Annotated in this window: 11 protein-coding genes; 4 read left to right on the top strand and 7 right to left on the bottom strand. The window is 69.0% G+C overall.

Annotated features, from left to right (window positions below; genetic code table 11):
• Positions 1-189 precede the first annotated feature (189 nt).
• Complete coding sequence (locus QP165_RS07505) at positions 190-2,802, top strand: glycoside hydrolase family 3 protein (protein ID WP_333994857.1); 2,613 nt, start codon at positions 190-192, stop codon at positions 2,800-2,802.
• 66 nt (positions 2,803-2,868) lie between these two features.
• Here QP165_RS07505 and QP165_RS07510 read toward each other — a convergent pair whose 3' ends face one another.
• Positions 2,869-4,080: a multidrug effflux MFS transporter gene (locus tag QP165_RS07510; protein ID WP_333996974.1), complete on the bottom strand. Its 1,212-nt coding sequence runs from the start codon at positions 4,078-4,080 to the stop codon at positions 2,869-2,871.
• Positions 4,081-4,288: 208 nt separating this feature from the next.
• Between QP165_RS07510 and QP165_RS07515 the strand changes: the two genes are divergently transcribed.
• Positions 4,289-5,329: a glycosyl hydrolase family 43 gene (locus QP165_RS07515; RefSeq protein ID WP_333994859.1), complete on the top strand. Its 1,041-nt coding sequence runs from the start codon at positions 4,289-4,291 to the stop codon at positions 5,327-5,329.
• The gene (locus QP165_RS07520) at positions 5,326-6,363 is read left to right on the top strand and encodes a glycoside hydrolase family 43 protein (protein ID WP_443019270.1); all 1,038 of its coding nucleotides are present in this window, start codon (positions 5,326-5,328) and stop codon (positions 6,361-6,363) included. Before QP165_RS07515 ends, QP165_RS07520 begins: the two co-directional genes overlap by 4 nt.
• Positions 6,364-6,384: 21 nt before the next feature.
• Here QP165_RS07520 and QP165_RS07525 read toward each other — a convergent pair whose 3' ends face one another.
• From QP165_RS07525 to QP165_RS07540, 4 genes are read right to left on the bottom strand one after another with little or no spacing between them, the layout of a single operon-like run.
• A complete protein-coding gene (locus QP165_RS07525) occupies positions 6,385-7,143 on the bottom strand; it encodes a FadR/GntR family transcriptional regulator (RefSeq protein WP_056016818.1) in 759 nt (252 codons plus the stop codon).
• Between the two features lie 49 nt (positions 7,144-7,192).
• The gene (locus QP165_RS07530) at positions 7,193-7,828 is read right to left on the bottom strand and encodes a 2-dehydro-3-deoxy-6-phosphogalactonate aldolase (protein WP_333994862.1); all 636 of its coding nucleotides are present in this window, start codon (positions 7,826-7,828) and stop codon (positions 7,193-7,195) included.
• Positions 7,825-8,724, bottom strand: coding sequence for a 2-dehydro-3-deoxygalactonokinase (locus tag QP165_RS07535; RefSeq protein ID WP_333994865.1), 900 nt, complete (start codon positions 8,722-8,724; stop codon positions 7,825-7,827). The genes QP165_RS07530 and QP165_RS07535 overlap by 4 nt, the downstream gene beginning before the upstream one ends.
• Positions 8,721-8,858, bottom strand: coding sequence for a hypothetical protein (locus tag QP165_RS07540; RefSeq protein ID WP_333994866.1), 138 nt, complete (start codon positions 8,856-8,858; stop codon positions 8,721-8,723). The genes QP165_RS07535 and QP165_RS07540 overlap by 4 nt, the downstream gene beginning before the upstream one ends.
• A gap of 167 nt (positions 8,859-9,025) precedes the next feature.
• Here QP165_RS07540 and QP165_RS07545 point away from each other — a divergent pair, with 167 nt between their 5' ends.
• Positions 9,026-10,621, top strand: coding sequence for a sodium/sugar symporter (locus QP165_RS07545; protein WP_443019271.1), 1,596 nt, complete (start codon positions 9,026-9,028; stop codon positions 10,619-10,621).
• 19 nt (positions 10,622-10,640) lie between these two features.
• Here QP165_RS07545 and QP165_RS07550 read toward each other — a convergent pair whose 3' ends face one another.
• A complete protein-coding gene (locus tag QP165_RS07550) occupies positions 10,641-11,564 on the bottom strand; it encodes a Gfo/Idh/MocA family protein (RefSeq protein WP_333994872.1) in 924 nt (307 codons plus the stop codon).
• Positions 11,561-12,709, bottom strand: a complete 1,149-nt coding sequence (gene dgoD, locus QP165_RS07555) for a galactonate dehydratase (protein ID WP_333994875.1) — start codon at positions 12,707-12,709, stop codon at positions 11,561-11,563. The genes QP165_RS07550 and dgoD overlap by 4 nt, the downstream gene beginning before the upstream one ends.
• Between the last annotated feature and the right edge of the window lie 61 nt (positions 12,710-12,770).

A 12,770-nucleotide genomic window follows, 5' to 3' on the forward strand; every position in this document is an offset into this window, starting at 1 on the left:
CGGATGACGACCAGCACGACTCGTCGCATCCCGTCCGGCCGACCGATACGGTCCATCCCCACGCCGCCAGCGACCCCGCTCAGCGCGCTTTCGTACAATCGAGCAAAATCCTTGTCCGCGCCGCGATGCGCGCAGTAACAGGGTGGTAACGGTACCGCTCGCGATGGCGTGCCGATCGGGGAGAATGGGATGTCGACGGGGTTTTCAACGCTCACGCTTGCGCTGCTGCTGCAATCCGCGGCCACGGTGCCCCCTCCCCCGACAGCGACGGCGCCGACCGCAGCCCCGGTGCGCGCCACCCCGTCCGCACCCGGCGTCCGGACACCCGCACAGCCCGGGCCGCTCTCGGCGGTCGCGCATCCTGACCTGTGGCCCGCGGTCGCCGCACGCCCGTCGCGCGACCCCGCTGTCGAGGCGCGGATCGATGCGGTGATCAAGCGGATGAGCATCGCCGACAAGGTCGGGCAGCTGATCCAGGTCGACATCGCCAGCATCACCCCCGACGACCTGCGCACGTACAAGCTCGGCTCGATCCTGAACGGCGGCAATTCGGGGCCCGGCGGGGACGATCTGGCGCCCCCGGCAGCATGGCTGAAGCTCGCCGACGCCTTCTACGACGCGTCGATGGCGCGCAGCGACGCCGGGCCCAGCATCCCGGTGATCTGGGGCACCGATGCGGTCCACGGCAACAACAACATCCCCGGTGCGACGCTGTTTCCGCACAATATCGGGCTCGGCGCGGCGCATGATCGCGAGCTGATGCGCGAGATCGGTCATGTCACCGCGATCGAGACCGCGGCGGCCGGGATCGACTGGACCTTCGCGCCGACGCTCGCGGTGGTCCGCGACGACCGCTGGGGCCGGACGTACGAGAGCTATTCCGAGGAGCCCGCGATCCCCGCTGACTATGCGGGCGCGGTGATCGAGGGCGTACAGGGCATCGTCGGCACGAAGAGCTTTCTCGCGCCCGACCATGTGATCGCGACGACGAAGCATTTCCTCGGCGACGGCGGCACCGGTGGTCGCGACCAGGGCGACACGCGCGTGCCCGAGACGGTGCTGCGCGACGTCCATCTCGGCGGCTATCCCGCCGCGATCGAGGCGGGGACTCAGTCGGTGATGGCGAGCTTCTCGAGCTGGAACGGCGCCAAGATGCACGGCAACCAGAGCCTGTTGACGGGCGTGCTGAAGGACCGGATGCGGTTTGACGGCTTCGTCGTCGGCGACTGGAACGGGCACGGCCAGGTCGACGGCTGCACCAACGAAAGCTGCGCCGCGGCGATCAACGCCGGGCTCGACATGTTCATGTATTCGGGCGACGCGTGGAAGACGCTGTACGCGAACACGCTGAAGCAGGCGCAGTCGGGCGAGATCCCCGCGGCACGGCTCGACGATGCGGTGCGCCGCATCCTGCGCGTGAAATTCCGGGCGGGGACGTTCGATCGCGGCCGCCCGTCGTCGCGCGCGCTGGCGGGCAAGATGACCCTGATCGGTGCCGCCGACCACCGCGCGATCGCACGCCGCGCGGTGCGGGAATCGCTGGTGCTGCTCAAGAACGAGGGCGGGCTGCTGCCGCTGAAGCCCTCTGCCACGATCCTCGTCGCGGGCGGGGGTGCGGACAATATCCCGCAACAGGCGGGCGGCTGGTCGCTGACCTGGCAGGGCACCGGCACGACCAAGGCCAATTTCCCCAATGCGGAGTCGATCTGGTCGGGGATCGACACCGCGGTCAGGGCGGCGGGCGGCACCGCGACGCTGTCGGCGGACGGCAGCTTCACCAAGAAGCCCGATGCGGCGATCGTCGTGTTCGGCGAGGAGCCCTATGCCGAGTTCAAGGGCGATCGCCCGACGCTGGAATACAGCCCCGAGGACAAGTCCGACCTCGCGCTGCTGCGCAAGCTGAAGGCGGCGGGCGTTCCCGTCGTCGCCGTCTTCCTGTCGGGGCGGCCGATGTGGGTGAATGCCGAGCTCAACGCGTCGGATGCGTTCGTCGCCGCGTTCCTGCCGGGCAGCGAGGGCGGCGGGGTCGCCGACCTGTTGCTGCGCAAGCCCGATGGCGCGGTCGCGAACGACTTTCGCGGTACGCTCAGCTTCTCCTGGCCGCGCCGCCCCGACCAATATGTGCTGAACCGCAGCGATCCCGGGTACGACCCGCTGTTCGCGCTCGGCTATGGCCTGCGCTACGCCAAGCCGGGGTCGGTCCCCAGGCTCGACGAGACGCGCCCGGCCGGGCTCGCGGCGTCCGCCAACGGCACGGTGTTCGGCAAGGGCCGCGTGCCCGAGGGCTGGTCGCTGACGCTGGTCGAGCCGGGCCAGGCGAAGGTGCGGATGTCGGGTGCGACCGCGACGACGGTCGCCAAGCGGCTGACGGTGACCGCGGTCGATCGCCGCCGGCAGGAGGATGCGCGCCGGTTTAGCTGGACCGGCGGCCCCGCGACGACGCGGACCGATGCGCGGATCGAGTCGGATCGTCCGCTCGACCTGACGCGCGAGAGCAATGGCGAGCTCAGCCTCGTCGTCGATGTCCGCGTCGATCGTCCCGCCACCGGCGCCGTCAGCCTGGGCATGGCGAGCGGCGACGCCGCGCCCGTCACCGTGCCGACCACGAAGATGCTCGCGGGTGCCAAGCCCGGCGCGTGGCAGCAGGTCATCGTCCCGCTGCAATGTTTCGCCGGTCGCGGCGTCGACATGGCGCACGTCACGGCACCGTTCGTGATCGCAGCCGATGCGACGCTCGATCTCGCGGTGTCCGACGTGAAGATCGACTCCGCCCCCGTCCCGATGACGCGCTGCGGCGACTGACGGGCTTCGACTAACAGGCGGCGGCGGGCGGGGTTGGCTACCCCGCCCGCCGCAGAGCTCTGGCGATCATTCGCCCGCGTCGGGCACCTTGTTGTGCGCGTGAAACAGCTTGCCGCCCTCGACCGCATAGACGACCGCGAGCACGCCCAGCCCGATCAGCAGATACCCGATCGCCAGCGGATAGGTCGTCCCGTTGTACGACTGCCCGATCAGCGACCCGACGATCACCGCGCCGACGCTGGTGATGAAGCCCTGGATCGACGAGGCGGTGCCCGCGATATGCCCGACGGGCTCCATCGCCATCGCACCGAAGTTCGAACCGCACAGGCCGATGCACGTCATGCTCAGCGCCTGGAACACCATATAGGTCCACAGCGTCTCGATCCCGCCCGCGATCACCGCGATATGCGCCAGCGACAGCGCGATCAGCGCGAGCACCGCGGTCTGCGAGATCAGCCGCGTGCCGAGCCGCTCGACCAGCCGGCTGTTGGCGAACGACGCGCAGCCCATCGAAAAGGCGCAGACCGCAAACAGGATGGTGAACCGCGAGCCGGCATGGAACTCGTCGACAAATATCTGCTGCGCCGACGACACGAACGCGATGATCCCGCCGAACGTCATCGACGCGGCGACCGCATAGCCCGCCGAATAGCGGTTGGTCAGCGTCAGCGTGTAGCCGCGCCGGAGCGAGGCGATCGACAGCGGCGTGCGCCGTGCGAGCGTCAGCGTCTCGGGAAGCCGTACGAACGACCAGGCGAGCACGAACGCCGCGAACGCCGCCAGCGCATAGAAGATGAACCGCCACGGCCCGAACGCGAGCAGGATCTGGCCGAGGCTCGGTGCCATGATCGGCACGAGGAAGAAGATCATCTGCGCCACCGACAGCGTCCGCGCCATCTGGCGCCCCGAGAAGCGGTCGCGGACGATCGCCACCGCGAGCACGCGCGTCGAGGCCGACATCAGCCCCTGGAGGATGCGAGCCCCGATCAGCGCACCGAACGTCTGCGAGCTTGCGGCAAAGACGCTTGCGGCGACAAATCCGACCAGCGTGCCGAGCAGGATCGGCTTGCGCCCGAACCGGTCGGCAAGCGGCCCGTAGACGAGCTGTCCGGCGCCGAAGCCGAGCATATAGGCGGTGATGATCCACTGCCGATGGTTCGCGGTGGCGATCCCGAGCTGGTGCCCGATATCCGCGAGCGCGGGCAGCATCAGGTCGACGCCCAGCGCATTGACCGCCATGAGCGCGGCCACGAACGCGACGAATTCGCGCTGCGGCATCGCGGGGGCAGGAATCGAGGGGGCAGCAACTGTATCGGTCATCGCCGCGACCTAGGGTGCCCGACGCGCGAACGCCACCGCTGATCCGTCTTGTCCCCTCGCTCGCAACGCCAGCGCACCCGCGTCGCGCGCCCATCCTTGCCCCGCTTCGCAATGGACAGCGACAATTTGTCTTATCTATAGTATCGATCCCTGAAGGGAGAGTGATATGAGGCGGATATCGTCCATCGTCATGCGTGCGCTTGCGGCATCGGTCGGGGTGTTTGCCGGGACGGGCAGCGCACAGGTCGCACCGGGCGGGCCGGTGACCCCCTATGTCGATCCCGCAAAGGCCTATCTGTTCGCGCACATGACGAAGGAGCAGTACGGCGTCCTGTATTATTCGGTCAGCCTCGATGGCCTGCATTGGCGCCGCATCAATAGGGGGCGGCCGGTATCGGCGGACTATCACGGCCATGCCTCGATCGCGCGCGGCGGTGATGGCCGCTATTATCTGGTCGGCAACACGGGCGACGACGACCCGCTGATCCGCTTCTGGGTCTCGGACGACCTGATCCGCTGGACGTCCTTCGGCACCTATCGCCCTGCGCTGAAGACGATTGCGGGTCACCCGCACGCGCTGCAACGCATCGGCGCGCCCAAGCTGTTCTACGATACGCCATCGGGGCAGTTCCTGCTGACATGGCATACGCCAAACCTCGACGGCTCGCCGCAGGATCCGGAACGCTATTGGGGAAGCCAGCGCACGCTGTATGTCCAGTCGAAGGACCTCCGGACCTTCGCCGCGCCGCCGCGTCGCCTGTTCGCATGGGACATGGCGACGATCGACACGATCGTTCAACCCGACGGCACCAGCGGCTATTGCGCGATCGTCAAGGACGAGCGCTATCCCTCGACCGCGTGGACGACGGGCAAGACCGTGCGGATCAGCTGCGCCGCCGCGTTGCTCGGCCCGTACCCCGAGCCGGGTCCGCCGGTCAGCCCCAATTTCCGCGAGGCCCCGACGATCGTCCGCGCACCGAACGGCGCCGACTGGCTGCTCTATTACGAGCAATATGCCGGCACGAGCTACGGGCTGTCCACCGCGCCGCGCCTCGAAGGGCCATGGTATCAGGTCTCGGGGAACAGCGGCGTGCTCGAATGGAACCGCTACGAAATGCCCGCGGGAACGCGCCACGGCTCGATGATCGGCATTTCGCGCGCGCAATATGACGCGATCCTCGCCGCCTTTCCCGGAGACAGCCCATGATCGCAGAACGCCTCGCCTGTGCCGCACTGGCCGCAGCGGCGATCGCGGGCGCGGCGGGCGCCATGCCCGCGACCCCGGCGCGCGTGCCGGCACCGGCCGCGCGCACGTTCGCCAACCCGCTGCTCGCCTCGGGTGCCGACCCGTGGATCGTCCGCGAGGGTTCGACCTATTACTACATGAACACGCTCGGCAACCGGCTCGCGATCCGCAAGACCACCGATCTCGCGCGGCTCGCCGACGCGCCCGAGGTGACGATCTGGACGCCCCCGGCGACCGGGCCGAACGCGCAGTCGATCTGGGCGCCCGAACTCCACCGTATCGATGGTCGCTGGTACATCTATTATACCGCCGCCGAGGACGGGCATGACGACGACGCGCATCGCGGGATCTTCGTCCTCGAGAACGCGACTGCCGATCCGACCCGCGGACGCTGGACCGATCGCGGCCGGTTGCAGACCGAGCATAGCGGGATCGACGGCACGACCTTTGCCCATGCGGGCAAGCGGTATTTCGTCTATTCGCCCTATGTCGGCGCCGACAGCGTGCTCGCGATCGTCGCGATGGCCAACCCCTGGACGCTGGCGGGCCGCGAGACGATCATCGCCCGCCCCGACCGCGCCTGGGAGCGCCAGGGCGGACGACAGATTCTCGAGGGTCCCGAATTCCTGCTCGGTCCGAAGGGCGGCCTGTTCCTGACCTATTCGGCAAGCGCATGCTGGTCGGACGACTATGCGATCGGCTTGCTCAGCGCGCGCGCGGGCAGCGATCCACTCGACGCGACCGCCTGGACCAAGTCGCCACGCCCCGTCGTCGCGAAGGCGCCCGACGAGAATGTCTACGCCCCCGGGCATAACGGGTTCTTCACGTCGCCCGGCGGTCGCGAAACCTGGATCGTCTATCACGCCAATCCGGGCCCCGACATGAAGTGCACCGCGAAGCGTTCGCCGCGTATCCAGCGCGTGACATGGAGCACCGACGGACGCCCGGTCTTCGCGGCGCCGGTCGGGTCGGGGACGCGGCTGCCCGCACCCTGACTACCCGCGCCCCGACCCGGATCAGCCGCGCAGCGATCCGTCGCGATCGGCCACCGCGCCTTCGCTCTCGGCCTGGCGGATCAGGACCATGACGTCCTCGATGATCGACCGGATCGTAGCGCCGGCGAGCATGTCGTCGCCCGCCTCGATCGCCTCGAGCACCGCACGGTGCGCGGGCAGGCTGGCGCTCCGCCCCTTGAACCGGTTGGTGAACCGGATCGAGGTCCGCAGCGCGGTCCCGACCAGTTCCTCGAACTGCGCGAAGAACGGGTTGCCCGACGCACGCAGGATCGCGACGTGGAATGCGATGTCGGCATCCAGCGCGTCGTCGTCGCCGCGCTCGGCCGCCTCCATCCGGGCGAATCCGGCCGCGATCATCGCCTTGTCCGCAGGAGTGGCATAGCGCGCGGCAAGCTGCGCCGCCATCGGCTCCACCGCCAGGCGCAACTCGTTGAAGCTGCGCAGCAACGGCAGCGTGAATTTGCGTTCGAGCAACCAGTGCAGCACGTCGGTATCGAACAGGTTCCAGGCCGAGGTCGGCTGGACGATCGTTCCCTGCCGCGGTCGCGCGGACAGCAGCCCCTTGGCGGTGAGCATCTTGACCGCCTCGCGCGTGACGGACCGGCTGACGCCGTGCTCGATGGTCAGTTCGGCCTCGGTCGGGAACCGCTTGCCGTCATATTGCCCGGTGACGATCGCGCGGCCGACCACCGCCAGCATGCCATGCGTGAGGTTGCGGCCGAGCGACGGACGGACTTGGTTGGGGGCGGGGTCGTTCATGCGGTTTGGTTGCCCAATTCCGCCGCGACGACAAGCGCTTTGCGCGGCATCACGCGGTCCGTGCCGCCTGCCACGCCGCGACGAGCGCGCGCGCACGCTCGCCAACGACCGCGGCACCGTCGCCGGGCTTGTAGAGCGCGCCGCCGACGCCGATCCCCTCGACCCCCGCCGCGAGCCATTCGGCCAGATTGTCCGCCCCCGTGCCGCCGACCGCCCAGACGCGGACGTGCTTCGGCAGGACCTCGCGCACCGCCTTCAGATAGGCGGGTCCGAGCGCGACCGCGGGGAACAGCTTCAGGCGTCGCGCACCCGCGGCGATCGCCTGGAACGCCTCGCTCGGCGTGACGAACCCGGGCATCGGCTCGAGCCCGAGTTCGACCCCGCGCGCGATGACCGCGGGGTGGGTGTTCGGCGTGACCATGATCGTCCCGCCGGTCGCTGCCAGCGCCTCGACCGCCGCGACGTCGAGCACCGTCCCGCCACCGATCGCGGCGCGGTCGCCCAGCCTGTCCTGCAGCATGCGAATGCTCGTGGTCGGGTCGGGCGAGTTGAACGGCACCTCGATCAGGCGGATTCCAGCCTCGACCAGCGCGTCGCCGATCGCGACGACCGCGTCGGGGGCCACGCCGCGCAGGATGGCAACGATGGGTGCGGTGCCCGATGCGAGCAGATCATCGACGGTCATGGGGTCTCCAGCAAGGCAAGACCGGCGAGCGAACAGGCTTCGCCGGTATGGACGGTGGCGCTCAGCCCGCGCGCCGCGAGCGCCCGGACATAGCGATCGGCGAGCGCCGGATCACCGATCAAGGTGATGTCGCCGGTGGCGGCAGGCAAGATCTCCGCAATCTCCGCGCCGATGACGAGCCCCGACAGGAACCCCCGCGCCCAGCGGCCGCTCGCCGCAGTGCGCAATTGCGCCGCACGCGCCTCGAACAGCGCGCCGAGCAGCTGCCCGCCATCGGCGATGCGCGCGAGCCCCGCGTCGAACCCGGTCGCTTCATCCTCGGCGGCGCCATCATCGGACGCCGCGCGCGTCAGCGTCGAATGCGTCCGCAGCAGCGCGAACAGTTCGCCGGTGACGAACGTCTGGAACCCCGTCACCCGGCCGTCGTCGACGCTCGCCCATTTGCTGTGCGTGCCGGGCAGCGCGATCAGGTGCCGCCCGGCCGCAAGCCCGGGCACGCGCGCCATCGCACCGAAGATCTGCGTCTCCTCGCCGCGCATCACATCGGGCGCGCCCGACGCGCGGGTGCAGGCGAGACCCGCGCCGATCGTGACGGGAATCCGGTCGATCAGCGCGTGCGCCGACCCCGCCGCCCAGATCGCCGCATCGGCGGGGCAGTCGACATAGGGGATCTCGATCCAGCCGTTGCGCGATCCCACCATGCCGCACAGATGGATCGCGCGCGGGTCCGCCTCCGTACGCCAGCCTTCGAGCGCGTGGCGCAGCACCTGTTCAGGCGTCTTGCCGCCCAGATCGCCGATGCCGGGACCGGCTGCGCGATCGGTGACCGCGCCGTTCTCGATTCTGTAGAGCCGCAGATTGCTCGTGCCCCAGTCGCCCGCCACGCTATAGCTCATTGCGAGAGCCCGGTGGTGAAGCCGACGCACGGCGAACCCGCCGCCACGTCCGCACGGGCGGCGGCGGGCGCGTCGTCGGGGATCGTCCGGTCGGACCAGATCAAACGCTCTTCCAGAACACGACTCCCGTTCATCGCCGATGCTTTCCTGCTCGACACGTATCACTAATCATATAATTAGAAGCACAGAAGAGGCAATCGCCTCGTCGTCAATGCCAAGCGCTGCCGACGCGAATTCGCGAGCCCCGATCCTTCGGCGGCATCCGAACGGTGCGGCGCCGAGAGGAGCCTGTCCGTTGCCCATGAATCCCATCGATATCGGCGTGATCATCGTCTACGCGATCTTCATCTTCGGCCTCGCCCAATGGGTCAGCCGCGACAAGAAGGGCGCCGGCCCGAAGACCACCACCGATTATTTCCTCGCGTCGAAGGCTTTGCCCTGGTGGGCGATCGGTGCATCGCTGATCGCGGCGAACATCTCCGCCGAACAGATCGTCGGGATGTCGGGCTCGGGTTATGCGATCGGCCTCGCGATCGCGTCGTATGAATGGATGGCGGCGCTGACGCTGCTGATCGTCGGCAAGTTCTTCCTGCCGATCTTCCTGCGCAACGAGATCTACACGATGCCGCAGTTCCTCGAGCGGCGCTACGGCACGCGAATCCGCACGCTGATGGCGGTATTCTGGCTCGCGCTCTACGTCTTCGTGAACCTCACCTCGATCATCTGGCTGGGCTCGATCGCGGTGACCAAGGTGGCGGGCGTCGACCAGAACATCGCGCTCGTCGGGCTCGGCGCGTTCGCGCTCCTCTACCAGATCCGCGGCGGGCTGAAGGCGGTGGCGCTGACCGACATCGTCCAGGTGACGCTGCTCGTGCTCGGCGGGCTCATCATCGCGTGGCTGACGCTCGGCAAGCTCGGCGAGGGCGCGGGCGTGATGGCGGGCTGGAGCCGCCTTGCCGCGAGCATCCCCGACCATTTCCACATGATCCTGAAAAAGGGCGATCCGCATTATGCCGACCTGCCCGGCCTGTCGGTGCTGATCGGCGGGATGTGGATCGCGAACCTGAGCTATTGGGGTTTCAACCAGTATATCATCCAGCGCGCGCTGGCCGCGAAGGATCTCGGCGAGGCGCAGAAGGGAATCATCTTCGCCGCCTTCCTCAAGCTGCTGATGCCGCTAATCATCGTGCTGCCGGGGATCGCGGCGGTGCTGCTCGCGCCGGGGCTTGCCAAACCCGACGAGGCCTATCCGACGATGATGCGGCTGTTGCCGACCGGACTGCTCGGGCTGGTCTTCGCGGCGTTGATCGCGGCGATCATCGCGTCGACCGCATCGAAGATCAATTCGATCGCGACGATCTTCACGCTCGACATCTATGCGAAATATCGCGGCGTGCGCACCGATACGGAGAACGGCGCGGGCGCGCATGCCGCCAACGAACAGCATCTGGTGAAGGCCGGGCGGATCGCCGCGACGGTCGCGATCGTCATCGCGGTGCTGACCGCGCGCCCGCTCGTCGGCGCGTCCGAACAGGCGTTCCAGTTTATCCAGGAGTTCACCGGCTTCTTCACGCCGGGGATCACCGTCATCTTCCTGCTCGGGCTGTTCTGGAAGCGCGCGAACGAGGCGGGCGCGATCAGCGCCGCGGTCGCGTCGGTCGTGCTGTCCTGGGTGCTGAAGGAAGTCTGGGGCACGCTGCCGTTCATGGACCGGATGGGCGTGGTGTTCCTCGCGTCGCTGGCGCTCGCGGTCATCGTCTCGCTCGTCACGCCGCAGCGCGCGGGCGCCGACACGATCACCACCGCGGATGTCGACTACCGCACGCGCGCGAGCTTCAATATCGGCGCCGGCGCGGTGATCCTGATCCTGATCGCGCTCTACGCGACCTGGTGGTGAGCGGGGGTACGCGGCGGGACTATTCGACGAACGCCGCGACCCGTTCGGTCTCCGCGACCAGCAGCGCATCCGCCACCAGCCGCAGCGGCGCCGGATCGGCATCGATCCGGCGCGCATCGACGAGCGCCGCAAACCGCGCATAGACCCCGGCATATTCCGAGGTCTGCCGCGAGCGCGGCGGGTCTGCATCGATCGTCAGCACCGCCGCGCCGTCCGACAGGCACAGGCTGTGGCTGCACGCGGTCTCGAGGACGATCCGCCAGACCTGATCGCCGTCCTCGCGGAAGTCGAAGTCGACCGGGATCATCGCGGTACCGCTCGCCAGCGTCAGCCGTGCGGCGATCGGCGTATGCGCGTTCGCGGGCACCGCAAGCCGCGCCGACACGACGTCGAGCGACGCCGGGCATATCTCGGTCAGGATCGACAGCGCGTTGATCCCCGGATCGAACACGCCGAGCCCGCCCGGTGCCCATAGCCAGGCCTGTCCCGGATGCCAGCGGCGCACGCTCTCGCGCCACGTGACGCCGCCGCCGACGACGGTCCTGCCCGCGAGCCAGATACGCGCCTCTTCGACCATCGCGGCAAAACGCAGATGCCATGCCGCGAACAGCGTGACGCCCGCCGCGCGCGCCTGATCGGTCAGCGCCGCCAGCGCGGCCAGCGTCGCCGCCGGCGGCTTTTCGAGCAGCACGTGCAACCCCGCGGCGATCGCCTCGCGCGCGATCGCGCCGCGCATCTGCGGCGGGGTGCAGATCGCGACCGCCTCGACGCGGGGGCCGCGTGCCAGCAGCGCGGCGAGATCGGCAAAGTTCGGCACGCCGTCGATCCCGGCGCCGGGGTCGACCGTCGCGACGAGCGTGAAGCCGTCGCCCGCCGCGATCGCGGGGATGTGCTGGTCGCGCGCGATCTTGCCCGCGCCGATGATCGCGAGCGGACGGCTCACCATTCGCGCGCCAGCCCGTCGGGACCGCGCCAGACCGGGTTGCGCCAGCCCTCGACCGGGCCGCGCGCCGCCTCGCGGACCTTCGCCTCGTCGATCTCTATCCCGAGACCCGGGCCGGTCAGCACGTCGACCATCCCGTCAGCGACGTCGAACACCGCGGGGTCGCGCATATAGGTCAGCAGGTCGTGCCCGCCGACATTGTAATGGATGCCGAGCGACATCTCCTGGATCACGAAATTGGGCGTCGTTGCGGCGATCTGCATGCACGCGGCGAGCGCGAGCGGGCCGAGCGGGCAATGCGGCGCGACCGCGACGTCATACGCCTCCGCCATCGCCGCGATCCGCCGACATTCGGAGATGCCGCCGGCATGGCTGAGATCGGGCTGGATCACGTCGACGCAGTTCGCCTCGAACACGCGTTTGAAATCCCATCGGCTGTAGAGCCGCTCGCCCAGCGCGATCGGGGCGGTCGTATGCCGCGCGAAGTCGACGATGCCTTCGAGATTTTCGGACAGCAGTGGCTCCTCGATGAACAGCGGGCGCAGCGGCGTGACCGCGGCGGCGAGCTGCTTGGCCATCGGCCGGTGCACGCGCCCGTGGAAATCGAGCCCCACATCGAGTCCCTGCGCCTGGACCGCGGCGACGCGTTCGACCGTCTCGTCGAGCGCCCTCGGGCTGTCGAGCCAGCCAAGGTCGGCGGTCGCGTTCATCTTGACCGCCTTGAACCCCTGCTGCAGCCGCGCCGCCGCGGCCTCGGCCACTTCGGCGGGGCGATCGCCGCCGATCCAGGCATAGACCGGCACGCGGTCGCGCACCTTGCCGCCGAGCAGCTGCCACACCGGCACGCCGAGCAACCGACCCTTCAGATCCCACAGCGCCTGGTCGAGCCCCGACAGCGCGGACATCAGCACCGGCCCGCCGCGATAGAACCCCAGCCGATAGGCGATCTGCCAGATATCCTCGATCCGCGCGGGGTCGTGCCCGATGAACCGGTCGCGCAGCGACGCGAACGCGCCGTCGACCGCCTCGGCATGCCCCTCGAGGCTCGCCTCGCCCCAGCCGACCGCGCCATCGTCGGTCTCGACGCGGACGAACAGCCAGCGCGGCGGCACGATGAACGTCTCGATCCGGGCGATGCTGCTCATGGTAGACGGTCCTGCACAGGATAAGGTAAGCGGCGGCACGCGTCGGTTCCGCGTGCCGTCC

The sequence above is a fragment of the Sphingomonas sp. 22R3R2A-7 genome, assembly GCF_036856055.1.
Taxonomy (GTDB): domain Bacteria; phylum Pseudomonadota; class Alphaproteobacteria; order Sphingomonadales; family Sphingomonadaceae; genus Sphingomonas.